Consider the following 24,589-nt stretch of genomic DNA (forward strand, 5'->3'; position numbering starts at 1 on the left):
AAATGCATTATTATAGAAGCGTGCATATTTTGGATGACTCGGATCACCCCTTTTGTTATGGCTAAGCCCATGGAATCACCGACGAGTCTGACCCACGGGGCCTATGCCAAGCTTCGCTCGCAATTGCTGGCATGCCGCTTCGCGCCCGGAGAAAAGCTGAAGATCGACGATCTGTGCCGCCGCTTCGAGGTCGGATCGAGCGCCGTGCGCGAGGCACTGTCGCGCCTCGCTTCAGAAGGTTTTGTGGTCAGCGAACCGCAACGCGGCTTTCGCGTGGCGCCGTTGTCCGTCGACGCCCTCAGCGACCTCACCAATGTTCGATGCAGCATCGAGGCGCTGTGTCTTCAGGGTGCGATCGAGAAAGGCGGGATCGAGTGGCAGTCGCAGGTGGTCGCCGCGCTGCATCGCCTGTCGCACACGCCAGTGTGGGCCGATAAGGCCGCGCGACGCTACAGCGAAGAGTATTCGCGGGCGCACGAGATTTTTCATGAAGCGCTCGCGTCGGGATGCGGCAGCCCCTGGCTGCTCCACTTGCGCACGACACTTTACAATCACTCCGAACGCTACCGCGCGTTTTCCGGTCCTTTGTCCAAGGTGGACAGGGACCTCGACAGGGAACATCGGGAGATCGCTGAAGCCACTCTGGCGCGGGACAGCGAACGCGCCGTCACGCTGATGAACCAGCACCTGCAAACGACCACGAAGGTCATCCTCGATTCCGTATTGGCCGGGCGCGAGACGGCTCAGGAATCCGCAAAGGCGAAACCAGGCGAGGCTTATCTGCTCGAAAGCCTGCCTCGCAAACGCGGCGCGCCGGTCTGACGCGGTCGCATTTCGAACCGTTTCGGCGCAGCGTCATGGCTGCCTTCGACGCCGACCACCGTTTGGCTCCTTGCCGAAGACCATCTCCTCGACAAGCCGCCAATAGGCGGCAACAACCTTCGGGTCACCGGAGGACAGTCCGCTGGTCACCTGCATTTCGGGACCGAATTCCGAAAGCGTGGCGGTGAGACTGACCATCATGTAGTGAAACAGAATCGGGTCCGCGGCGGGAAGCAGACCCTGCTTCTGAGCCTCGGTGATCTGGGGCAATAGCCGGCCGAGAAGCGGGGCCAGGACCGCTTCTGCCACCCATTTCAGCCGCGGATTGTTGGTCAGGGTCTCCTGACGCATGAACCGATGAAATTCGGGAAATGCGACCGTGTAGCGAAACAGGGTCGTGTATTCCTGGCGCAGCCGCGCCAACGGTGATGGATCGATCCCCGCCTCCACCGACCTATCCCATTCGGCACGGATTTGCGTGAAGGCATGCTCGGCGGCGGCGCGCCACAGAATGTCCTTGCTTCGATAGTGATAGGTGATCAGCGGGTGTTGCAGCCCAAGCCGGTCGGCGATGGCGCGAATGCTGGCACCGTCGAAGCCTCGCTCGGCAAACTCCGCAATGGCGGCATCGAGGATCGCGGCGCGCGTCTCAATCGAACGCTGTTGTTCGGCCCTCTTGCGCGGCCGCTCCCGGCGTCCGGCTGCCGGCCTCGTTTTCTTCGCCATTTGGTCTTCGATTAACATGGTTCCGGACCGGCCGCCAAGCGGCGCGTCGAATGGCTTTCGCGCCGCATGAATCCCTCCGTCGCTTCAGCGCCCATCCTGCGCCGGCCTATTTTCCTTCGAAGACAAGTGTCGGCGGCTCGATGTCCTTGTTGAAGGCATCCGCCGTGCTCACAAAACCGCGCTGCGCATCCGCACCGTTATAGAGCTCCATCGCGACGTCGAGCATCACGAGGTCGGCGGCGGCGACGCCGCCGCTCGACCACGCCTTGAGCAGGGTGCGCGTCGCAGCGTATGACCTGGTCGGCCCTGTCGCGAGCTGCTGGGCCAATGCAGCCGCCGTCGCCGAAAGCTCGCTCTCGGCCACCACATGCGTCGCGATTCCGAGCGTGCCCGCTTCGTGTCCGGAGATCGGCTCGCCCAGCATCGCAAATCGCGATGCGCGAGCCCGGCCGGCGCGCTCCGCGAGCCGCTGCAGCGCGCCTGCGATCGGCAGCATCGCGGTCGTGACCTCGACGCAGCGGAAGGTGGCGTTGTCGGCCGCGACCAGAAAATCGCACGCCAACGCCAGCTCAAAGCCGCCGCCGAAGGCTATCCCCTGCACGACTGCGACCGTCGGGATCTTCAGCATCTCGATCGCCCGATAGGAGACGTTGACGTCCGCGACGAATGTTCGGAACCAGTTGATGTCCTTGCCCGGCCATTCCCGCACCTCACCGCCGAAGCTGAAATGCGGCCCCTCGGCGCGAACCACCAGCACGCGAATGTCGCTCTGACTGGCTTCATGCACCGCCGCTCGCAGGTTTTCCGCGAAGCGTGCGTCGAGGCGATTGAACGGCGGATTGGCCAGGACAATGTTGCCGACGGCGCCGTCTCGTTCAAAGCGGATCGTCTTCATGGTCGCGTTTCCTTCTATGGGGTGTCAGGCCGGACGCCGGTCGGCAGACTCGGGAATGATCGGCAGCAGCAGATGTGACGGCCGCTCCGCGTCGCGGTAGATTTTGTGAGTGACGGTCCTGCTGCTGCAGACGTGGTACGGGATGTACTCGACGTTGGTCATGGCTCCCGTCCCGGTCGGGACATCCATGGACGTGATGTCGAGGCATATCCGGTGGCCCGCCTTGAACTGGTTCGCGGTCGCCAGGATCTGGATCTGATACTCGACCACCTCGCCCGGCTTGACCGGCGCAATCGCATCCTGCGTCAGCTTGTGGAACGGCTCCCACGGCTTGGACCGCTTTTCGTCGAGCGCGCGATAGGATGCCTTCAGCCACCCCCGCGTCAGCTCGCGCTCGGGTAACGTCGACGGGACGTCCCGCTCGCCTTCCCGCGCGGTCCGAACCGAAACGTCGGGGCCGATGTCCTTGAGCACGACGATCCAGTTGGTGTCGTCCTGATCGATCGCCGCGTGAAGCGTCAGCGTGATCGGGCCGGCAACGGTGACGTCATGCGGCAACGGCTCGGTCATGTAGCGCAACCGCTCGATCTTGGTCGTGCGCGTGACGGGCATCTGGGTGAAGACGTCAGGCTCCCGTGCCGAAGCTCCGACCTCGGAGGCCGGCCGTGGCGGCTCGGTCGACAGCGTCTCCCAATGCGAGAGATAGTATTTGGTCCACTGCGTCTCCGGCAGCGGCCAGTTGGTTCCGGTTCGCCACTCGTTGGCTCCCATCAGCCAATAGCGCACCGGCGGCTCGTTCATGATGCCGGTGTCATGGCCCTTCAGCCAGTGGTCATACCAGCGGATGATCTCGTCGTGATATTGATGGAACGGCCGCTCGAGATGGGCCGGGCCGGTGAACAGCAGCTTCTTGGGTGCATCGACGTTCTGGAAATAGTGCTGCGCCCCGAGCCAGTGCAGCTTGTAGGTGTACGCATAGGCGCCGGAGCCGGTGTAGAATGGAATCTTGATCTTCTTGAAGACCTCCTCGGCGCGCTCGACAGTGCCGTCGAGCTCCCACGGATGGGTCATCATGAGATACATGACGAACGTCCGCTGCCCCTTCTGGGTGAGGATGTTGTAGAGGTTGATGTACTGCTTGAAGTCCGGATTCTGCATCGCCCGGCGCCAGAGCGCTTCTTCCGCGGCGGGCAGCTCGGCGGGACGGTCACGAGATTCGTGAACCGTGCTGAAGACATCGAGCAGATAGGGGAAGCTGTGCAGCACGCCGCCCGGATTGAAATCGCGGAATCCGAACATGCCGCCATAAGCGCTGCAGGCGTCGTAGGGGAAGATCGCCTTGAGCGCCGGATGTCCCTGGGCTGCAGCACGCCACTGTTCGCCGGCAAATCCGGAGATGCCGACCATCCCGACCTTGCCGTCCGACCAAGGCTGCTGCGTGATCCACTCGATCAGGTCGTAATGATCGGTGTCCTCATGGCCGTAATGCCCTTCCGACTTGGCTGAGCCGCGCGGCTGCGCGATCACATGGACATAGCCATTGGCGATGAAGCGCCGTGTATCGCCGGCCTCGATCGGACCGAACCAGAGCGGCGCATGCGCCGGCTGCGGCGGCAGGATGTCCGCGATGTCGGGCCCCTGGATGTCCTTGTTGTGCAGCGCTGACGCGTACAACACCGGGTACTTGCCGGTCGCATCCGGGCGGTAGACGTCGACCGCCAGCCGGGTGCCGTCCCGCATCACGACGCTGATGTCCCGCTCCTCGATCATCGTTTCTCCCCGGCGTTTCCGCGACGCTTTCCGTCGACTTCGACCATCAAAGGGAGAGGCAGGCCTCTCCCTTTGGCCGCACCAACCATCGCACTCTACTTTACGATCGTAAAGTATAATTTCCACGCCGCGGGGACCTCAAATGGAACGGTGTGTCCTGCAGGTGGAACAATTGGCGTCGGCAGACGCCGACCGATCCGTGCGGGAGGCCGCCCGCGCATTCGCGCAGCGGCGATCAGGAAGGCACCTTCACGCGTTCGGGCATCATGGGAAGTTCGCGCAACCGGCGCCCGGTCGCGTGAGCGGTTCGGCGGCGGCACCGGTGATCTCGGCGAGAACACCAATCGCTAGCCTCATTCGCGGCGACAAGCTCGCGCTCGGCGGGCGCGGCTCAACCTCCGACACCGGACTTTCGATAGCCTGACCTTGCGCAGTAATGCGTTGGTTTCGACGAGCAGATTCCCTATCCTCCGAACGGCCCTCCCGCCCAATGAATGAGGCCGCGCTCGACGGTCAGAAAAAGCCGGGCACGCTACTTGCACCCGCGACGACTTGGACGAACTCGCACGCGCCCCCTTTATTGAGAAAGCGATATCATGACCAAGAACGTGAACCTCGTCAGCCATCCCCTCGTCCAGCACAAGCTCTCGCTGATGCGCGACAAGGATCGTTCCACCAAGGGGTTTCGCGAGCTCCTGAACGAGATCGGAATGCTGCTCTGTTATGAGGTCACCCGGGATCTACCCCTGGAGATGGTCGACATCGATACGCCGCTCGCTGCAATGAGGACGCCCAAAATTGCGGGCAAGAAACTCACATTCGCTCCGATCTTGCGGGCGGGTGTCGGGTTTCTCGACGGAATGTTGGCGCTCGTCCCGTCAGCACGCGTCGCGCACATCGGCCTTTACCGGAATCCGGAAACACTTCAGGCCGTCGAGTATTTCTTCAAGGCGCCGCAGGATGTTTCGGAGCGCATCGTGATCTTGCTGGATCCCATGCTTGCTACGGGAAATTCCGCCAGCGCGGCGGCTCGCCTGCTCAAATCGCGAGGCGCGCAAGACATTCGGTTCGTCTGCCTGCTCGCAGCCCCCGAAGGAATTGCCCGCTTCCAGGACGAGTGTCCGGACGTTCCGATCTGGACCGCTGCGATCGACGAAAGACTGAATGATCACGGGTATATCGTGCCAGGCTTGGGCGATGCAGGTGACCGAATGTTCGGCACCAGGTGAGCCGTCGGCAGCGCTTTCGTGCTGAAGCGTGAACAGATGCCGTTCGTAACGGCACACGACGCCCGATGCTCAGTCGGACCCGTTTGCCGACAGTCGAGCGATGACGGCAACCGGCCCGCCACCTGGGGGTCCCTGATGTTCGGCTCCGCCGGAAACATACACAGCGCTGGTTCCCGACAAGCCGCTGATCAATCCGCCGACAGCGGCACGAGCGTGCCGGGTTGAGCTGATGTCGGTATCCTCAAGCATGATGTGACGAAATCCGCGGATGCTCCCGTTCGGCGCGGCTTCCGCCTTGGCAAAGATATTGACGAGCTGCCGCGACGCCGTCGGCGGCCTGGAGGCGTCGCCGATGTGCAGCCCCACGCTTTTCAACGCATCGATCACCGCTGCCGAATCGATGGCGTCGTTCATCACGGCGTGTCCGATCTCGAATGGAGCCGACGACGCCGTCGTATTGCCGAGCACGATGACCACGTTATGCATCAGTTCGATGCCCGCCGACGTGGAGGCGACCGACGAAAACAGATCGAACCGCCGGAGAACGTGTTCGTCGTCAATCTCGCTTTCAACCTCGCCAAGCGCGACGGCCACGCCCAGCGCTGACGCGCCACGGGAGTACGCCATCGAACCGTAAGCGCTGTTGGTCACGGTCTCATGCCCCCGCGCCACCGCTGCCTCGATGCGGTCGCTGGTCAGAAGCGGGCACTTGATCTGCACAAAATGGACGTCCTGCGGATCGACGATCCCGGCGTCGGCCATGGCGGCAGCCACCGCCGTTGCGGTTTCCCTGATCTGCACGTCGCGACCGATCTCCTCGGGCAGGAAATCCCGCGTCTGGGCCATCCCGATGCTAAGGCGTTTCCCGGAGACACCTGAATCGTGATTGGCGGCACCGTCACGCGTGAACACGGTGATATGTGGACTGAGCACACCTTCCGTCCCGCCCGACATCACGAACGCAATCCGCTGCTCAACGCGATGCGGCGGCAGATCTAGATAAGGCGCCAGGGTCGTACGGAGAGCCGAAACGGCGAACTCACGCGTGAAATCGTTGACGCCACCATTGCCCTCAGTCTTCCCCAGGATCGCGACGATCGACTTTGGATCGATCCTGCCTTGCTCGATCAGGCTCAGCAGGCCGGAGACATCACCGGGGCCCTTGGTGGAAATACGAACGACGTCGACCGATCTTGTGCGCATGCGCTTCCCCTCGGATATCTTCGGGCTCGCGAAAAGATATGGCAAGCCGGAACGTCTCCCGGCGCCCGCGGGCACGGCACCGGTTTTGATCGCATCGAGATGGCCTTGGCAAAGGGATCGACCTTCAACATCGCCTGGATCGCCCACATCCGGAACTCAAGCCTCGTAGACAGCGTATTGGCAACTGCCCCCGATCTCGGTCGGAGCGGCGCGGCCGACCTCGTCGGCCGGCGGAATCTGCCCAATTTTTGTCCGGCCTGTCGCAAGATTTGGCACATCTGTTGCATCGAAGTCCGGGTCGCGAGCCGGGGCGACAGTGTCGCTCAAGATCCCTGGCAAGACTATGCGGAATGGTGCGGATGACGACGACGGCGGCGCTCGAACTCGTGCAGTTGACCAAGATGTATGGCGGCGTCACCGCCGTTGACGCCATCAACCTCAAGATTCCGCCCGGCTCCTATTGCTGCCTGCTCGGGCCGTCCGGCTGCGGCAAGACATCGACGCTGCGCATGGTGGCCGGCCACGAATCGGTCACTTCGGGCGACATCCTGGTCGGGCCGAAGAATGTAACCGGCCTGCCCCCAGCCGATCGAAGCACGGCGATGATGTTCCAGTCTTACGCCCTGTTCCCCCATCTCTCGGTCATCGACAACGTTGCGTTCGCCTTGAAGATGAAAGGCGTCGCCAAGGTTGCACGCCATGCCGAGGCCAACAAGTTGCTGGAGCTCGTCGACATGCAGCCCTATGCGGCAAGGCTGCCAGGCCAGCTTTCCGGAGGCCAGCAGCAGCGGGTCGCCCTCGCGCGCGCGCTGATCACCTCTCCTCAAATCCTGCTCCTCGACGAGCCGCTATCGGCGCTCGATCCGTTCTTGCGGCTGCGGATGCGAGCCGAGCTGAAGAAGCTGCAGCGCGAGCTCGGACTCACCTTCATCCATGTGACGCATGGCCAGGACGAGGCGATGGCGCTGGCCGATATCGTGGTTCTCATGAACGCGGGCCGCATCGAGCAGCAGGGTTCGCCGCGTGAAATCTTCAACCACCCTCGAACCGAATTCACGGCGAAATTCATCGGCGGCCACAATGTCATTGTTGTCGGTCCCGAGACCTTCGCCGTTCGGGTTGACCGGCTGATGCTGAAGCGACTGAGCGAAGCCATCGCTGGTCCATCGGTAGCAGGCACCATCAGCGAGGTCGAATACCAGGGAACCTATGTCCGCATTGTCATTGCCGTCGAGGGTGGCTCCGAGATCTCGGCCCAGGTCACGGAAACCCAATTCGACGCGGCCAACTACGCTGTCGGTGAACGCGTCCTCGCCACATGGGACCCGACGCAGGCCAGCCTTCTCAAAACCACGAGTTCTGTAATCGCCCGATCGCCTGAAAGGGCGGCGTGACACCCAAGGAGACAATCATGAGCAAATCCTCGAAATTCGATCGTCGCATTAGCCGTCGCACCATGTTGAAGGGCGCGGCCGGAGCGGTCGGCCTTGCGGCGGGTTCGGGCGCGATTACCGGATTTCCCTACGTCCATTCAGCCGACCCGAAGGTTCTGCGCTATCTCGGAACGGCGGTGAACGAAGGTGACGAGATCTCAAAGAAGTGTCTGGAAGATACCGGAATCAAGATCGAATACATCACGGCAACCACCGACGACGTCACCAAACGTGTGATCACCCAGCCGAACTCGTTTGATGTGCTGGATACCGAATATTTCTCGCTGAGGAAGCTGGTGCCGTCGGGCAACATTTTTGCGCTGGACGCCAGGAAGATCAAGGAATTCGACAACATCACCCCGGTGTTCACCAAGGGTCAGCTGCCGAACGGCAAGAAGATCGGCGATCAGGGCACGGCGCCGTGGAAGGTGCTTTATCTTGAGGGGGCAAACTCCAAGACGTTCTCGAAGGCGCCGACCGAATTCGTGACGCTGATCCCGACGGTCTACAATGCCGATACGCTCGGCATCCGGCCGGATCTGATCAAGCGGCCTATTTCATCGTGGACCGAATTGCTCAATCCCGAATTCAAGGGCAAAGCCTCGATTCTCAACATTCCGTCGATCGGAATCATGGATGCCGCGATGGTGGTCGAAGCCAGCGGTCAGCACACCTATGCCGACAAGGGCAACATGACGAAGGCCGAGATTGATCTCACCATGAAGATCATGACGGAAGCCAAGAAGGCCGGCCAGTTCCGCGCGTTCTGGAAGGATTTCAACGAATCCGTCAACCTGATGGCCTCGGGTGAAACCGTCATCCAGTCGATGTGGTCGCCCGCTGTCACCAAGGTGCGCTCGATGGGGATCGCCTGCACATTCCAGCCGCTCAAGGAAGGCTATCGCTCGTGGGCGTCGGGGTTCTGCGTATCGAAGGCGGTTTCGGGGCCGAAGCTCGATTGGGCTTATGAGTTCGTGAACTGGTACTTGTCGGGTTGGGCCGGCGCCTATCTCAACCGTCAGGGCTACTATTCGGCTGTGCTGTCCACTGCGAAGGCCAACATGACGGCGGACGAGTGGGGCTACTGGATGGAAGGCAAGGCCGCCGTCAGCGACATCAAGGCTCCCGACGGCACGGTTCTCGAGAAGGCCGGCACCAAGCGCGACGGGGGATCCTACGAAGACCGCATGGGCGCGGTCGCCTGCTGGAACGCCGTGATGGACGAGAACGATTACATGGTGCGCAAGTGGAATGAATTCATCGCCGCCTGATGCAGGCCAAAGGAGGACAAGGCGTTTGACAAGTCCCGCTGCGCCATCACCGCGATTCACCGTTCGATGATGCAAGACCGCAAGACCTTCGTTGCCTGGCTCCAGGCTGCACCGATGATGCTCGTTTTCTCGGTGTTCTTTCTCTTGCCGCTGCTTCTTGTGACGATTGTCAGCGCGTGGGACTACAACGAGTATGAAATGATCCCGGCCTTTAGCCTGCGTGGCTACAGCGACACGTTCGAGGGATGCATCGCCGATCTACCCAACCTCTGCACCATCTTGAAGACCTATCTGAAGACGTTGAAATTGTGCCTGCTGACCTGGAGCCTGACCCTTCTGATCGGCTTCACCGTCGCCTATTTTCTCGCGTTCCACGTCCGGTCCAAAACCTGGCAGATCGTCCTTACCCTGCTTTGCACCATCCCGTTCTGGACGTCGAATGTGATCCGCATGATCGCATGGATTCCGCTGCTTGGCCGCAACGGGTTGGTCAACAGAGGCCTCGAGGGCGTCGGACTGATCCGCCAACCGCTGGAGTGGCTCTTGTTCTCGGAGTTCTCCGTCGTCCTTGCCCTCGTTCACCTCTTCACATTCTTCATGGTGGTGCCGATCTTCAACTCGATGATTCGCATCGACAAGCGTTTGATCGAAGCCGCCTATGACGCCGGCGCCACCGGATGGCAGACCCTGGTCAACGTCGTTATTCCGCTGGCAAAACCCGGAATCGTCATTGGTTCGATCTTCGTGATCACGATCGTAATGGGCGATTTTGTCACGATCGGCGTGATGGGCGGCCAGCAGATTGCATCTGCAGGCAAGATCATCGAGACGCGCCTGAATGCGCTGCAATTTCCGGCCGCGGCGGCCAATGCGGTCATCCTGCTCGGCATCACGATCCTGATCATTTCGGCGCTGACCCGGATCGTCGATGTTCGCAGGGAGCTGTGAGATGAACGAGAAGCGATCGCGATCCTTCTATCTTCTCGCCGCATTCTTCACCGCTTACGTCCTGTTTTTATACGGGCCGATGTTCGCGATCTACATCCTGTCGTTTCAGGGGCCGGATGGCGGCCTGACATTCCCCATGAATGGGGTGTCCCTGGTGTGGTTCGGCAAGGTGTTCTCCGGCTCAGGCATCGTCGACATCGCCGCGGCTTTCCGCCGATCGCTTCAGCTCGGCCTCGTCGTCATGGTGCTGACGGTCGTTCTCTCGGTTTCGGCAGGTCTGGCCTTCCGCAGATCGTTCCGCGGCGCGACCTTGCTATTCTACGTGGCCATTGCCAGCCTGATCATGCCATCGATTATTACCTCGCTCGGCATCGCCCTGGAATTCCGGCTGCTTGACGACTTCATCATCAAGAGCGGCGCCACGGATTGGACGACGGCAATGGGGCTTTTTACATCGGGCCTTGGTGCACATCTGACCTGGACCTTGCCTTTTGGTCTCCTGATCATGTTTGCGATCTTCAACAGGTTCGATGGCCGGCTTGAAGAAGCGGCACGCGACCTCGGCGCCACGCCGTGGCAGACATTTCGGCATGTTGTGCTGCCGATCATATTGCCATCGGTCGTCGGTATCGGCCTGTTCGGATTCACCTTGTCCTGGGACGAACTCGCGCGCTCGAGCCAGACCATCGGCCCTGTCAATACACTGCCCCTTGACCTGCAGGGCCTGACGACCACCGTCACGAAGCCGGATATCTATGCGCTCGGAACATTGACGAGCGCCGTTTCCTTTCTCGTCATCTTTCTGGCGCTGGTTGTCATTCTTGTGCTTCAGGCCCGGCAGCGACGTCACGGATCGGACGCGGGCAAGGGACTGGTGTAAAATCCTCACACGCATCCGGATCGTCGAATGGCACCGCCGCCTTGACCGGGAGAGAATGGCCGGGCCAGCGCCGCCATTGCAGCCGTGAGAGCCGAGATTGCCGTCGTCACGAGTTCAGGCAAGGAAGACGCCGGCCGGCAATTCGCAGCCGCCGCACAGATGTGACTGGTACGGAGATCGTTCATGAACGACGCGAACAACTCGAACCACCTGCTCGACGACGAGAGCTTTCTGCGGCACTCGTTCGCGGTTGCGCGCCGCGCGATCGGCCATGGCAATCATCCCTTCGGCGCCGTTCTCGTGAATCGCGAAGGCAGCGTCCTGCTCGAGGCCGAGAACGGCTTCATGCCGTCGCGCGACGGCACGGCCCACGCCGAGCGACTGCTGGCGACCCTGGCATGCACGACGTTGCCTGCGGAGGTCCTCGCGACTGCGACGCTGTATTCATCCGCTGAGCCGTGCGCGATGTGCGCCGGCGCGATCTACTGGGCCGGCATCGGCCGCGTCGTCTACGGACTGAGCGAACACCGCTTGCGCGAACTGACCGGCAATCACCCCGACAATCCGACGCTCGATCTGCCCTGCCGCAATGTGTTCGATAGCGGTCAACGCACAACCGAGGTCGTCGGCCCGTTGCTTGAAGACGAAGCCGCGGTCGTGCACGAGGGCATCTGGACCCGATAGTCGTGCGGCGACCCTGCCGGCCGGAATCCCGCCGTGCAGGAACGTGAAAAGTGGCGCCGCGGTGTGTCGCGGCGCCACCAGGAGCCACCCGTGGAACGGATCGGGTGGATCAGAACTTCACAGAGATACCGGAGTAGAGCGATTCTTCGGTACAGGAATGGTTGCTGACGCCTGGGGCTACGTTACAGACGACGCTCTTGGCGTGGTCGAGGCCGAACTTGTTCTGCCAATAGCGGTAGGCCACCCAGACATCCACGAAGTGCGAGTATTTCTGGCCCCAGAGCGCCTTGCTGGCGTCGAAGGTCAGACGGATCGGTTCGGAGTTGAGCTCGACCGCCGTGTTGACGTTGGTGACCGGATTGAACGCCATCGGTTCGTTCTCGGTGCCCTTCTTGCCGTACCAGCCTGCGCGACCACTGATCGAGAAGTACTGCATGCTCTCGGGCAAGAAGCCGAGATCCATGTAGTAGTTTACTTCGACGGCCCAGGTCGGCTTGAACTTGGTATTGCCGTCGCTGATGCAGCTCACGCCGGGCACACCCGGGCCGAACAGACCGCACTGGTCGAACGCATTGTGGTTATAGAACTCGTAGTACATCAACGGCGACACGTTGACGTAACCCTTGTACGGAAGATTGAACTCGAACTGAAGGCCGCCGACGACGTCGCGCTTGGCGGGCGCCAGGAAGTTGTTTTCCGTGTTGGCGTCCATGCCGACTTCGAACGAGATGTTGTTCAGCGGCCCCATGCTGAACGCCTTCGTGTTGAAGATCTGATTCCAGCCGAAGGTCGAGCGGAACAGGCCGTAGATCTCGGTCGCGCCGGCGCAGGTTGCCGGAGCTCCCGTGATGGTCACACCGACATTCGAGCACGGTGACGCCGGGTCGTTATGATCCGACTTGTACATCGAGATCGTGAAGAAGTTCTGGCCATAGGCCCAGATATCGAAGTGCGTGAACGAGTAGACTTGCTTGGCGGTCTTTCCGTTGATGCTGCCGTCAGGGCGGACGGAGAATACGCCCGGATCGGTGCCGGAGAAGATGTAGGAGTAGGTCACACGGTCGTCGATGACCAGGAAGAATGGCAGATCAGCTGCCGGCTTGGGTGCCTTGACTGGCAGATCTGCGGCGCTTGCAAGGTGAGCGACCGGCATCAACCCCAATGATAGTGCCGCGGCCGACAAGATTCGGCGGATGTTGAACATTGTGAAAGACCCCCAGGAGTGAACGCAACGAATTCGTGCTGATGCAGGAGCGTGGCGCAGCTTCGGGGCGAACGGGAAGCCCGAAGTTTCTCCACGCGCTGACGCGCGTTTGATCAACACCCTCCGCGAGATCCGTTTGATTGGGCCAGTCCTGTAGCGGTTGACGGCCGCAAAATTCGCTTCGACAGAATTCGGGATATTTCAAATTATGCCCATCATTGCTCGACTTCCGCGACATTTGCGCGCAGCGCGGGGACGTCCCGCCGGGGCGCGGAAAATCCGCTGGAATCCTGCAGCGATACGCTGCTCAACTTTGCGTCATCGTTGACCGCTCCACTTTCGAATTGGATCGACAGTCACATTTCTGCAACAACTTCCACGGACGTGGCAGCGAGGCCGACTGACAGTCGACCCCGCAAATTTACGGAGCGATTCAATCCTGCCGAAGCCTTGAGCAAGCACTGGCGCTTTTTCCCTACTTACGCGTGCGTGAAAACTGGCCCACTATTGCGGCTCCTCTCTCCACGCATGCGATATCCCGGGATGCCAGACACGACATCTGCCGCGCAGCACACAGGTGCCACGCCGCTTCTGCAGACGGTCGGCTTGACCAAGCGCTACGGTTCGTTTCTCGCCAACGACAAGATCGATCTCGATATTCGGCCGCAAGAGATCCACGCGTTGCTCGGCGAGAACGGCGCCGGAAAATCCACCCTGGTCAAGACCATCTACGGCCTGATCCAGCCGAGCGAGGGCGAGATCCGCTGGCAGGGCAGGACGATCGTGCTGTCTGGGCCATCGGATGCGCGGGCACATGGAATCGGCATGGTGTTCCAGCACTTCTCGCTGTTCGACAATCTGACGGTCGCCGAGAATGTTGCGCTCGGCCTCGACGGCAAGGAGCCGTTCAAGGACATGTCGGCACGCCTCGAGCAGGTGTCGCGTACATACGGACTTCCACTCGATCCGAAGCGGGAGGTCTGGCAGCTTTCGGTTGGCGAGCGGCAGCGTATCGAGATCGTGCGCGCGCTGATGCAGAATCCACAATTCCTGATCCTCGACGAGCCGACAGCCGTGCTGACACCTCAGGAGGCCGATCAGCTCTTCATCGTGCTCAATCGCCTCAAGGCCGAAGGCCGCGCGATTCTCTACATCAGCCACAAGCTGGACGAGGTGAAGCGGCTCTGCGACACGGCAACGATCCTGCGCGGCGGACGGAAGGTCGAGACCTGCAATCCCAGGGCTGAGACCGCGGCGTCACTTGCGCGCATGATGGTCGGCGGCGAGATCATGGAAGTGAAGGCTGCGGTGAACCGCCAGATCACCGTGCCTCGCCTGCTGGTCAACGATCTCAACCTCGCACCCGACGATCCGCACGGCATACGGCTCGAGCACATCTCGTTCGAGCTTCGGGGTGGTGAAATTCTAGGCATCGCCGGTGTTGCCGGTAACGGACAGGACGAACTGTTCGCAGCCCTTTCCGGCGAGCGGCTGGCGAAGGACCCGGGCACGATCGTGATCGACGGACACGCGGCGGGTCACCTGTCCATCACCAGGCGCCGCAAGCTGGGTGCGGCCTTCATCCCGGAGGAACGGCTCGGCCACGGCACGGCGCCGCGCATGCGGCTCTCGGAAAACGCCCTCCTGACCGGCCACGCCATCGGCAATATGGTGCTTCATGGCTTCGTGAACACGGCCGCAACCCTGAAGACCGTCGACCGCACCACCGAGACTTTCGACGTGCGCAAAGCCAAGCGCGACCCGGAGGCGGCGAGCCTGTCGGGCGGCAACCTGCAGAAATTCATCGTCGGCCGCGAAATCCTGCGCGATCCCGCCGTGCTGATCGTGAACCAGCCGACCTGGGGCGTCGACGCGGGCGCGGCCGCCGTGATCCGGCAGGCCCTGCTCGATCTTGCCGCGGGCGGCGCCGCGGTGCTGGTGACGAGCCAGGACCTCGATGAACTCGCCGAAATCACCGACCGCATCGCCGTGATGTTCCATGGCCGCCTGTCGGTCCCGGTGCCAACCGCCGAAGCCAGCCGCGAGACGCTCGGCCTGCTGATGGGCGGCAGCAGCATCGAAGCTCCGGAGGCACCTCATGCAACTCGTGCTTGAGAAGCGCGCCGAGCGTTCGGCCACGATCGCGCTCATCTCGCCGCTGATCGCTATCGGGCTGACGATCGCCACCTTGTGCATCGTGTTCGCAGTGCTCGGCAAGAATCCGATTGCCGCGCTCGCCGTTTACTTCATCTATCCTCTGACCGACGGCTACTCGCTGCAGGAAATCGCGGTCAAGGCGACGCCGCTGGTCATGATCGCGATCGGCCTGTCGTTGTGCTATCTCGCCAACGCCTGGAATATCGGTGCCGAAGGCCAATTCCTGATCGGCGCGGTGGCCGGGAGTTGGCTCGCGGTGAAGACCCAGGGCACCGATGCCGGCCACTGGGTGTTGCCGGCGATGCTCGTGCTCGGCGCGGCCGCAGGCGCGCTCTACGCACTGATTCCGGCGATCTGCAAGGTGCGGTTCGGCGCCAGCGAGATCCTGACCTCGCTGATGCTGGTCTATGTCGCCGACCTCCTGCTGGACTATCTCGTGCGCGGTCCCTGGCGTGATCCGCAAGGCTTCAACTTTCCGACCACGGCCGAGTTCGATCCGGTGGCGACCGTGCCGACGCTGATCGAAGGCGGCCGGCTGCATCTTGGCTCGATCATCGCATTGTTCGTGGTGGCCGCCGGCGCGGTGCTGCTCGGCAGGACCATCAAGGGCTTCGAGATCCGGGTCGTCGGCGCCGCGCCGCGGGCAGCGCGGTTCGGCGGGTTCAACGCCAATCAGCTGGTGCTGCTGACCTTTGCAATCTCCGGCGCGCTGGCCGGGCTCGCCGGCATCATCGAGGTAGCCGGCCCGGTCGGCCATCTGCAGCCCGGCATTTCGCCGGGTTATGGCTTCACTGCGATCATCGTCGCCTTCCTCGGGCGACTGAACCCAATTGGAATATTAATTGCAGGACTATTCCTCGCATTGACCTTTATCGGCGGCGAGCAGGCCCAGATCGCGATGAAAATCCCGTTGGACGTCACCAAGGTGTTCCAGGGCATCCTGCTGTTCTACGTGCTCGCCTGCGATTCCCTGATACTCTACCGCTTTCGGCTTATTTCCTCATCGCCAAAGGTGCAAAGTGGGGCTCATTGAGGCCATCATCCTGTCGGTGCTGGCGGCGTCCACGCCGCTGTTGCTCGCAGCCACCGGCGAACTCGTGACCGAGCGCTCGGGTGTGCTCAACCTCGGCGTCGAAGGCATGATGATCGTCGGCGCCGCCTGCGGCTTCGGCGGCGCGTGGCTCTCCGGTTCGATCATCGTCGGCGCGCTCTGCGGCATCGTCGCCGGCACCCTGATGTCGCTGATCTTTGCGCTGATGGCGCTCGGGCTCGCGGTCAACCAGGTCGCGACCGGCCTCGCGCTGACCATCCTCGGAATCGGATTGTCCGGCCTGATCGGCGCCGGCTTCGTCGGTGAACGCATCACGCCGGCACCGCATCTCTACATTCCGGGCCTCAGCGACATTCCGCTGGCCGGGCGAATCCTGTTTGGAGAGGACGGATTTGTCTATCTCTCGATTGCCCTGGTGGTCGGCGTCTGGTGGTTCCTGTATCGGACGCGGGCCGGGCTGATCTTGCGCGCCTGCGGCGACAACCACGTCTCCGCCCATGCGTTGGGCTATCCGGTGCTGCGGATCCGGCTCTATGCGGTGATGTTCGGCGGCGCCTGCGCCGGGCTTGCCGGGGCCTATTTGCCGCTCGCCTACACGCCCTTCTTCATTCCCGGCATGACGGCAGGCCGCGGCTGGATCGCGCTGGCCTTGACGGTCTTCGCGAGCTGGCGCCCGGCCCGGCTGGTCGTCGGCGCCTACCTGTTTGGCGCCGTCACCATTCTTCAGCTCCACGCGCAAGGCGCCGGCATCGGAAGTCCATCGCAGTTCATGTCGTCGCTGCCCTATCTCGCGACCATCATCGTTCTGGTTCTGCTCTCTCGCGCGCGCACCGGCGGCTCGACGGCGCCCGCTGCGCTCGGAACCGTATTCGTGCCGGACCGCTAGCTTGATGTCGGTACGTGCCGCGATGGGGCGCCCACGTTCCGAACTATGGTTCCCCTGTTTGGAGATTGAGATGAAGAGAACATTATTTGCGGCGGCAGCGATTCTCCTGGCCGGATGCATCAACAGCGGCGCCTGGGCCGCCGACAAGCTGAAGGTTGGCTTTATCTATCTCGGACCGGTCGGCGACCTTGGCTGGACCTATCAGCACGAACTGGCGCGCCAGGCTCTTGTGAAGGAACTTGGCGACAAGATCGAAACGACATTCCTCGAGAACGTGCCGGAAGGACCGGACGCCGAACGCGCGGTCGAACAGCTCGTGCGTGCCGGCAACAAGCTGATCTTCACCACATCCTTCGGCTACATGGATCCGACGCTGAAGGTCGCGAAGAAATATCCCAATGTGCACTTCGAACATTGCTCGGGATACAAGCGCGACAAGAACATGTCGACCTATTCGGCGCGCTGGTACCAGGGCCGCTACATCCAGGGCCAGATCGCGGCCAAGATGTCGAAGGCCGGCGTGCTCGGCTACATCGGCTCGTTCCCGATTCCGGAGGTCGTGTCGGGCATCAACGCGACGATGCTGGGCGCCCAGACCGTCAACCCGAACATCAAGGTCAAGATCATCTGGGTGAACTCCTGGTTCGATCCCGGCAAGGAAGCCGACGCCGCCAAGGCGCTGCTCGACCAGGGCGCCGATATGATCATGCAGCACACCGACAGCCCGGCTGCAATGCAGGTGTCAAGCGAACGCGGCAAGCTCGCATTCGGCCAGGACTCTGAAATGATCAAGTTCGGTCCCAAGGCACAGCTGACCTCGATCCTCGACACCTGGGCGCCCTACTACATTGAGCGCGTCAAGGCCGAGCTCGCCGGCACATGGAAATCCGAAGACACCTGGGGCGGCCTCGAAAGCAAGATGTTCGAGATGGCGCCCTATACCAACATGCCCGACGACGTGAAGAAGATGGCGGAGGACACTCAGGCCGCTATCGCCTCCGGCAAGCTGCATCCATTCAAGTGCCCCGTCGTCACGCAGGACGGCAAGGACGTCGAATGCAAGGGCGGCGATCACCTCGAGGACCCTCAGATCCTGGGCATGAATTTCTACGTCAAAGGGATCGACGACAAGCTCCCCGGGAAATAGACCCGATCACGACCAGGCTCGGGCTCGGGTGATCCGGCCCGAGTCTCCATGCGCGCTATCCCGCGTGCATTGCATTCGCCGCTGCGCTGTGACGTCGGATGAGGTCCGGGACATCGAGCCCGGGAATGGCTCCGTCGATCACGACCCATCTCCCTCCGACCATCACCCGATCCGCACGATGTGCGCCGCAAAGCACCAACGCGGCAAGCGGGTCGCCGGAGCCGGAGAAGCGTAGCTCATCAAGCTTGAACAGCGCGAGATCAGCCGCCTTACCGACCGCGATCTCGCCCAGTTCCGGACGGCCGACGCAGGCGGCCGAGCCCCTGGTCGCCCATCGCAACGCATCCTTGTGGCTGACCTTCGTGACGCCGTAACGGGCACGCTGCAGCAGGAACGCGGCGCGGACCTCCTGCATCAGGTTGGATCCGTCGTTCGACGCCGAGCCGTCGACACCCAGCCCGATCATCACGCCGGCCTCCTCCATCTCGCAGACCGGACAGCAACCGGACGCCAGGAGCTGGTTGCTGCAGGCGCAATGGCTGATGGTCGTTCCGGCCCCGGCCAGCCGTTTCATCTCCTGTGCATCGAAGAAGATGCCGTGAGCCAGCCAGGTCCGGGCATTCAGCCATCCGCACTGCTCGAGGTAATCGAGCGGGCGACAGCCATATATCTGCTGGCAAAACCTGTTCTCGTCCTCGGTCTCGGCAAGATGCGTGTGCAGCCGGACGTCGAGCCTCCCGGCGAGATCGGCGGTCGAGCGCATCAGCGACGTCGTCACCGAAAACGGCGAACACGGCGCCAGGGCGATCTGCACCATCGCGTCCTCGCCGCGCTCATGATGCTTCGACACCAGCCGCTCGCTGTCGGCAAGGATCGCATCCTCGTCCTGCACCACACTGTCTGGCGGCAACCCGCCGTCGCGCTGCGAGAGGTTCATCGAGCCGCGGGTGAGCAGCACACGGATACCCAGCCGCCTGGCCACCGCGACCTCGATGTCGATCGCCTCCTCGAGGCCCGCCGGAAACACGTAGTGGTGATCGGTGGTCGTGGTGCAACCGGACAGCAGCAGCTCGGACATCGCAACGATGACGCCGAGTTCGAGTGATTCCGGCGTCAGCCGCGCCCACACCGGATACAGCGCCTGCAGCCATGGAAACAGCTCGCGGTCCATCGCAGCGGGCAGCGCCCGCGTCAAAGTCTGGTAGAAATGGTGATGAGTGTTGATCAACCCGGGCAGCACGACATGGGCGCTCGCGTCGTAGACCGCAACATTCGCCGTCGTCGGCTGATGCCCGGCGCCCACGCACTCGACGATCTTGCCGCCATGAACCACAACGCCACGTTCGGCTCCGTTGGCCAGAATCGACAGGGGATCCTTGATCCAGATTGCCTGCATTTGATCCATCATTTTCGTCTCCCGAGCCGCCGAACGCCATTGCTGACCTGCAAGGACCGTCCCACGTCCCGCGAGACTTGGCGTTGCTCTTGCAGGACTTCATAGTCAATGATGCATCTCGTTGAAAGCGCTGGCGTATCCATGGACTTGAACACCATTACCGAAGTTGTCCATCCGCTCTCGCGGGCGCAACTGCCCGTTTGGACGGCAGGCGATGCCTGGCTCGCGGGCGGGACCTGGCTATTCTCGGAACCTCAGGCACATCTCACCCGCCTGGTCGATCTCGCTGAGCTGAATTGGCCGGCGCTTACGATTGATGGCACGCATCTGAGCATTGCGGCGACCTGTACGGTCGCGCAGCTCGATGCCTTGGCCTGCCCGCCGGACTGGATGGCCGCGCCGCTGATCAACCAGTGCTGCCGTGCTTTTCTCGCTTCGTTCAAGATCTGGAAGACCGCGACCGTCGGCGGCAATATCTGCATGTCGCTCCCGGCAGGACCGATGATTTCACTGACCTCGGCGCTCGATGGCGTGTGTACGATCTGGCCGGCCCGCGGCGGCGAGCGAACCATCCCGGTCATGGACTTCGTGACCGGCGATCATGCAAACGTGCTGGCCCCCGGTGACCTGCTGCGGCAAATCGATATCCCGATCGCTGCCCTGAAGCGGCGCTCGGCCTTCCGCCAGATTTCGCTGACGCCGGTCGGCCGCTCAGCCGCGCTGCTGATCGGCAGCGTCGACAACAACGGCAGCTTCACACTGACCGTCACCGCCTCGACGGTGCGGCCGGTGCAATTGTCGTTTCCGGCCGTACCCCGTGCGGACGAACTGAGCGACGCGATCCTGCGGCGCATCCCAGACCACCTCTACCATGCCGACGTCCATGGCAGACCGCTGTGGCGCAAGCACATGACGTTGCGGCTTGCCGAGGAGATCCGCGACGAATTGCAGGCACGTCCATGACGTTCGAGATCAACGGCAAGACGTTCTCGACCCACCCGCGTGCCGGACAATGCCTGCGCACGTTCCTGCGCGAGCTCGGCCATTTCGGCGTCAAGAAAGGTTGCGACGCCGGCGACTGCGGCGCCTGCACGGTGCTGCTCGACGGCGAGCCGGTCCATAGCTGCCTGATCCCGGCATTCCGCGCCGACGGCCATGCGATAACCACCATCGAGGGTTTTGCCGGCATCACCGGCACGCATCCGCTGCAGCAGGCGTTTCTCGATGCGCAGGGATTCCAGTGCGGCTTCTGCACTGCCGGCATGATCCTGACCTGTGCCTCGCTGAACCAGGCACAACGGCAGGACCTGGACGCGGCGTTGAAGGGCAATATCTGCCGCTGCACCGGCTATCGTTCGATCCAGGACGCGCTCGACGGCAAGATCAACATAGAGGATGCCACGGCCGGCACGGCCTTTGGCCGCAGCCTGCCCGCCCCCGCGGGCCCCCTGATCGTGCGCGGTGCAGCGCCCTATACCTTCGACACGACGATCGACGGCCTGCTGCACATCAAGCTGCTGCGCTCTCCTCACGCCCACGCGAGAATAGTCGCGATCGACAAGACGGATGCGCTGAAGGCCGCCGGCGTCCACGCGGTGCTGACGCATGAGGACGCGCCCGATTGCCTGTTCTCGACCGCGCGCCACGAGCGCGACTGGATGGATCCCGATGACACCAGGGTGCTCGACACCACCGTCCGCTTCATCGGTCAGAAGGTCGCAGCTGTCGTGGCGGACAGCGAAGCCGCCGCCGAAAATGCCTGCCGGCTGATCAAGGTCGCGTATGAGATCCTTCCCGCCGTGTTCGATCCCACCGAATCTATCGCCGCAGGCGCGCCGGCCATTCATCCCGACAAGACGACCGCGCATCGCGTCGCCAATGCCGCGCGCAACATTGTCGCCGAAAAGCATGGCGAATTTGGCGACGTCACACGCGGATTCGCCGAGGCGGCTGTCACCTATGAGGGGACCTTCACGACCCAGCGCGTCCAGCACGCCGCACTGGAGACCCATGGCGGGCTGGCATGGCTCGACGCCTCAGGCGTGCTCAACGTCCGTTCCAGCACGCAGGTCCCATTCCTGACCCGCCGCGCGCTGGCCAGCCTCTTCGAGCTGCCGACCGACAAGGTCCGGGTGTTCTGCGAGCGCGTCGGCGGCGGCTTCGGCGGCAAGCAGGAGATGCTCGTCGAGGATATCCTGGCGCTCGCCGCGCTCCGCACGGGACGGCCGGTCAAGCTCGAACTCACACGCGAAGAGCAATTCGCGGCGACCTCGACGCGGCATCCCATGCGGGTGACAGTCAAGGCGGGGGCAGACAAGGACGGCAATCTGACAGCCCTGCAGCTCGATGTGCTCTCGAACACGGGTGCCTATGGCAATCACGCAGGCCCTGTGCTCTTCCACGCGGTCAGCGAATGCATCAGCGTCTACAACTGCCCGAACAAGAAGGTTGATGCGATCGCCTGCTACACCAACACGCTGCCGGCCGGCGCCTTCCGCGGCTATGGTCTGCCGCAGACGCTGATCGCCGTCGAGGCGGCCATCGACGAACTCGCCAAACAGCTCGGCATCTCGCCGTTCGATATGCGCCGTCGCAATGTGGTCAGGCCAGGCGACCCGATGCTCGCGCCACCCGGCTCCGAATATCACGATGTAACGTACGGCTCCTACGGCCTCGACCAGTGTCTCGACCTGGTCGAGCGCGCGATGTCAGCGGAAACCCCGACACCGCAGCTCTCCGCCGACTGGCTGGTCGGCGACGGCATCGCGCTGACCATGATCGATACCGTACCACCCGCCGGCCACCTCGCGGATTGCAGGATCAGGCTCTGCGATGACGGGCATTTCGAGCTGACCGTCGGCACCGCGGAATTCGGTAACGGCACCAGCACGGTGCATCGCCAGATCGCGGCCACCGCGCTCGCCACTTCGGTCGATCGTATCCGCCTGAGACAATCCGACACCGCGCATGGCGGCCACGACACCGGCGCCTATGGCAGCGCGGGGATTTTCGTGGCCGGAAGCGCGACTCAGGCCGCGGCCGAGAATCTGGCGGCCGACCTGAAGGCGCTGGCCTGCCGTCTGGCCGGAGGTGATCCTGCTGCCTGCGTGCTGGAGGCCGATCACGCGGTCTGCGGCAGGCAGCGACTGCCCTATATCGAGCTTGCGCGCTCGGCGCGCGGCAGTGGCCAGGTCCTGCAAGCCAGCGGCACGTCGGAGGGAACGCCGCGTTCGGTCGCATTCAACGTGCAGGGGTTCCGTGTCGCAGTGAACAAGGGCACCGGCGCGCTCAAGATCCTGAGGAGCGTGCAGGCCGCCGATGCCGGCCGTGTCGCCAACCCGATGCAGTGCCGCGGTCAGGTCGAGGGCGGCGTGGCGCAATCGCTGGGCGCGGCACTCTTTGAGGAGTTGGTGATCGACGGCGGCGGCCGCGTGATCAATCCAAGTTTCCGGGACTATCACTTGCCATCTTTCGCAGACGTGCCGCGCACCGACGTCTATTTTGCCGACACCTCCGACAGCGTCGGCCCGATGGGAGCGAAATCGATGAGCGAGAGCCCCTACAACCCCGTCGCCGCCGCGCTCGGCAACGCCATCGCCGACGCCACCGGCATCCGCTTTACCGACGTTCCCTTCAAGCCGGACCGGCTGTTTCCGGAACTACTGAAGAAATTCGGTTAGGCTGTGTACCTATAAGCGCCACGCGGCGTGACGTGACTGGTGACGACGTCGCTTTCCCCATATAGCGACCAAGTTAGTGCGGCAGCGCAATATGTCGCGATGGGCCAAAAGCGCTAAGTTGGAAACAAATAGCCGCCCGGAATGCAGCCTCGTTTATGGCGAACCGGCTGCGACCAGCTTGCGCCGCGCCGCGACGAGGTCAATGAGCCTGGACCTGTTTTTCTTGTACGCCTTGTCGAGCTCACGAGCGTGGCCGAGCAACACCCACGGCGCCACTCTCCCCAAGTGCTCCATGACCTCAGCAGTTTGCGCCTTCCGGACAGGAGCCCGCATCTTCTGGTCGGAGAAGTAAAGCATCAGCGAATGCGAGCGGCTGGTCGGTATCACGCCGTACATCAGTGTCGTCGTCGTCATGCTATAGGCATAGAGCATGTCCGACAGCGGCATCAGTCGGAACCTGAACCAGCCCCTTTGCAACACGTGCGTGTCAGTAATCCGCACGTGGCCGCGAAGCTTCAAGGCAGATCTGGCTGTCGCAATGTCGTGCTCCAGCCGCGCGCTGAGCATTTCCAACGCATTGGCGGACTGGCTGCAGACCGCACGCAAATCGGGATGCGATGATGGCGCGTTTAATCGTGATAGTGCTCGCCCGCCGATCAAGGCAACGAGCACCAATGGTACCGCAATCAAGATCAGCACGGCCGCAACGGCGGCGGAGGTGTATTTCTCTGTGTCGAGCATGACCGGGAGGAACGCCGCGCCGGCATCGCCACTCCGCTTAACGAGGCGACTGATCCGGTCGATTGTCTCCATGTCGGCGGCAAGCAGGCCGCCGCTCAGCGCTCTCGCGTCGAGAACGCGATCCGGAGCCGCCTTGATCAAGAGCAAGCGGTCCCCGAGCTGAGCAATAGAGAATATCGCGTGGTCATATTTGTGCCGGGAGTAGACGCCGGTCGAAACGACTTTATCGGCCTGCAGCGCGACCCAGTTGCGCGATAGTTGCGGAAGACTCGTCACTGCGCGCACTTGGTCTTGCGACATCGCAACGACGCCTCTGGCGTAGTTGTCGAGAAACTGTACGTTTTCCAGCACCACCGCAGCCGCAAACGCGAGCATCAGAAGGCATGCGCCGAGCTGACGCAAGCTCGTGTTGCGTATCTGGCGCTCGACCCATGTCATGCTCATGCCTCTGCTTCCGGTCGGACCC

The 24,589-nt window shown here is 62.5% G+C and carries 20 protein-coding genes; 13 read left to right on the forward strand and 7 right to left on the reverse strand.

Going from position 1 to position 24,589, the window contains the following annotated elements; translation table 11 throughout:
- Positions 1 to 69: 69 nt before the first annotated feature.
- A complete protein-coding gene (locus ACOIX3_RS40280) occupies positions 70 to 822 on the forward strand; it encodes a GntR family transcriptional regulator (RefSeq protein ID WP_420967533.1) in 753 nt (250 codons plus the stop codon).
- A 33-nt stretch (positions 823 to 855) separates the two neighbouring features.
- Here ACOIX3_RS40280 and ACOIX3_RS40285 read toward each other — a convergent pair whose 3' ends face one another.
- From ACOIX3_RS40285 to ACOIX3_RS40295, 3 genes are all read right to left on the reverse strand, one after another.
- The gene (locus ACOIX3_RS40285) at positions 856 to 1,548 is read right to left on the reverse strand and encodes a TetR/AcrR family transcriptional regulator (RefSeq protein ID WP_420967534.1); all 693 of its coding nucleotides are present in this window, start codon (positions 1,546 to 1,548) and stop codon (positions 856 to 858) included.
- Positions 1,549 to 1,654: 106 nt separating this feature from the next.
- The gene (locus ACOIX3_RS40290; protein ID WP_420967535.1) at positions 1,655 to 2,443 is read right to left on the reverse strand and encodes an enoyl-CoA hydratase/isomerase family protein; all 789 of its coding nucleotides are present in this window, start codon (positions 2,441 to 2,443) and stop codon (positions 1,655 to 1,657) included.
- Positions 2,444 to 2,467: 24 nt separating this feature from the next.
- Positions 2,468 to 4,213: a CocE/NonD family hydrolase gene (locus tag ACOIX3_RS40295; RefSeq protein ID WP_420967536.1), complete on the reverse strand. Its 1,746-nt coding sequence runs from the start codon at positions 4,211 to 4,213 to the stop codon at positions 2,468 to 2,470.
- 596 nt (positions 4,214 to 4,809) lie between these two features.
- Between ACOIX3_RS40295 and upp the strand changes: the two genes are divergently transcribed.
- Positions 4,810 to 5,442, forward strand: a complete 633-nt coding sequence (gene upp, locus ACOIX3_RS40300) for a uracil phosphoribosyltransferase (protein WP_249132048.1) — start codon at positions 4,810 to 4,812, stop codon at positions 5,440 to 5,442.
- A 69-nt stretch (positions 5,443 to 5,511) separates the two neighbouring features.
- Here the strand turns inward: upp and ACOIX3_RS40305 are convergent, their stop codons facing one another.
- Positions 5,512 to 6,645: a ring-opening amidohydrolase gene (locus ACOIX3_RS40305; protein ID WP_420967538.1), complete on the reverse strand. Its 1,134-nt coding sequence runs from the start codon at positions 6,643 to 6,645 to the stop codon at positions 5,512 to 5,514.
- Between the two features lie 359 nt (positions 6,646 to 7,004).
- Between ACOIX3_RS40305 and ACOIX3_RS40310 the strand changes: the two genes are divergently transcribed.
- From ACOIX3_RS40310 to ACOIX3_RS40330, 5 genes are all read left to right on the forward strand, one after another.
- Positions 7,005 to 8,039 (forward strand): ABC transporter ATP-binding protein, encoded by a 1,035-nt coding sequence (locus ACOIX3_RS40310; RefSeq protein ID WP_420971917.1) that lies wholly within the window; start codon positions 7,005 to 7,007, stop codon positions 8,037 to 8,039.
- Between the two features lie 17 nt (positions 8,040 to 8,056).
- A complete protein-coding gene (locus tag ACOIX3_RS40315; RefSeq protein ID WP_420967539.1) occupies positions 8,057 to 9,349 on the forward strand; it encodes an ABC transporter substrate-binding protein in 1,293 nt (430 codons plus the stop codon).
- Positions 9,350 to 9,415: 66 nt separating this feature from the next.
- Positions 9,416 to 10,297, forward strand: a complete 882-nt coding sequence (locus ACOIX3_RS40320) for an ABC transporter permease (protein ID WP_420967540.1) — start codon at positions 9,416 to 9,418, stop codon at positions 10,295 to 10,297.
- Between the two features lies 1 nt (position 10,298).
- Positions 10,299 to 11,177, forward strand: a complete 879-nt coding sequence (locus ACOIX3_RS40325; protein ID WP_420967541.1) for an ABC transporter permease — start codon at positions 10,299 to 10,301, stop codon at positions 11,175 to 11,177.
- Between the two features lie 183 nt (positions 11,178 to 11,360).
- Complete coding sequence (locus ACOIX3_RS40330; RefSeq protein WP_420967542.1) at positions 11,361 to 11,861, forward strand: nucleoside deaminase; 501 nt, start codon at positions 11,361 to 11,363, stop codon at positions 11,859 to 11,861.
- Between the two features lie 109 nt (positions 11,862 to 11,970).
- Here ACOIX3_RS40330 and ACOIX3_RS40335 read toward each other — a convergent pair whose 3' ends face one another.
- The gene (locus ACOIX3_RS40335) at positions 11,971 to 13,065 is read right to left on the reverse strand and encodes a hypothetical protein (protein WP_420967543.1); all 1,095 of its coding nucleotides are present in this window, start codon (positions 13,063 to 13,065) and stop codon (positions 11,971 to 11,973) included.
- A 543-nt stretch (positions 13,066 to 13,608) separates the two neighbouring features.
- Between ACOIX3_RS40335 and ACOIX3_RS40340 the strand changes: the two genes are divergently transcribed.
- The 4 genes from ACOIX3_RS40340 (at position 13,609) to ACOIX3_RS40355 (ending at position 18,306) form a co-directional block, all read left to right on the forward strand.
- Complete coding sequence (locus ACOIX3_RS40340; RefSeq protein ID WP_420967544.1) at positions 13,609 to 15,180, forward strand: ABC transporter ATP-binding protein; 1,572 nt, start codon at positions 13,609 to 13,611, stop codon at positions 15,178 to 15,180.
- Complete coding sequence (locus ACOIX3_RS40345) at positions 15,164 to 16,255, forward strand: ABC transporter permease (protein WP_420967545.1); 1,092 nt, start codon at positions 15,164 to 15,166, stop codon at positions 16,253 to 16,255. Before ACOIX3_RS40340 ends, ACOIX3_RS40345 begins: the two co-directional genes overlap by 17 nt.
- Positions 16,242 to 17,159, forward strand: coding sequence for an ABC transporter permease (locus ACOIX3_RS40350; RefSeq protein WP_420967546.1), 918 nt, complete (start codon positions 16,242 to 16,244; stop codon positions 17,157 to 17,159). The genes ACOIX3_RS40345 and ACOIX3_RS40350 overlap by 14 nt, the downstream gene beginning before the upstream one ends.
- A 70-nt stretch (positions 17,160 to 17,229) precedes the next feature.
- Positions 17,230 to 18,306, forward strand: a complete 1,077-nt coding sequence (locus tag ACOIX3_RS40355) for a BMP family ABC transporter substrate-binding protein (protein ID WP_420967547.1) — start codon at positions 17,230 to 17,232, stop codon at positions 18,304 to 18,306.
- Between the two features lie 55 nt (positions 18,307 to 18,361).
- On the opposite strand, the gene ACOIX3_RS40360 is transcribed toward ACOIX3_RS40355, so the two are convergent.
- Positions 18,362 to 19,711, reverse strand: a complete 1,350-nt coding sequence (locus tag ACOIX3_RS40360; RefSeq protein ID WP_420971918.1) for an 8-oxoguanine deaminase — start codon at positions 19,709 to 19,711, stop codon at positions 18,362 to 18,364.
- A 132-nt stretch (positions 19,712 to 19,843) separates the two neighbouring features.
- Here ACOIX3_RS40360 and ACOIX3_RS40365 point away from each other — a divergent pair, with 132 nt between their 5' ends.
- Positions 19,844 to 20,665 carry an FAD binding domain-containing protein gene (locus ACOIX3_RS40365; RefSeq protein ID WP_420967548.1) on the forward strand — a complete coding sequence of 274 codons (822 nt, stop codon included), beginning with the start codon at positions 19,844 to 19,846 and terminating at the stop codon, positions 20,663 to 20,665.
- Positions 20,662 to 23,382, forward strand: a complete 2,721-nt coding sequence (locus ACOIX3_RS40370; RefSeq protein WP_420967549.1) for a molybdopterin-dependent oxidoreductase — start codon at positions 20,662 to 20,664, stop codon at positions 23,380 to 23,382. Before ACOIX3_RS40365 ends, ACOIX3_RS40370 begins: the two co-directional genes overlap by 4 nt.
- Before the next feature lie 153 nt (positions 23,383 to 23,535).
- Here the strand turns inward: ACOIX3_RS40370 and ACOIX3_RS40375 are convergent, their stop codons facing one another.
- Positions 23,536 to 24,567 carry a DUF6709 family protein gene (locus ACOIX3_RS40375; RefSeq protein WP_420967550.1) on the reverse strand — a complete coding sequence of 344 codons (1,032 nt, stop codon included), beginning with the start codon at positions 24,565 to 24,567 and terminating at the stop codon, positions 23,536 to 23,538.
- Between the last annotated feature and the right edge of the window lie 22 nt (positions 24,568 to 24,589).

Source organism: Bradyrhizobium sp. B120, from assembly GCF_049075665.1.
Lineage (GTDB): Bacteria > Pseudomonadota > Alphaproteobacteria > Rhizobiales > Xanthobacteraceae > Bradyrhizobium.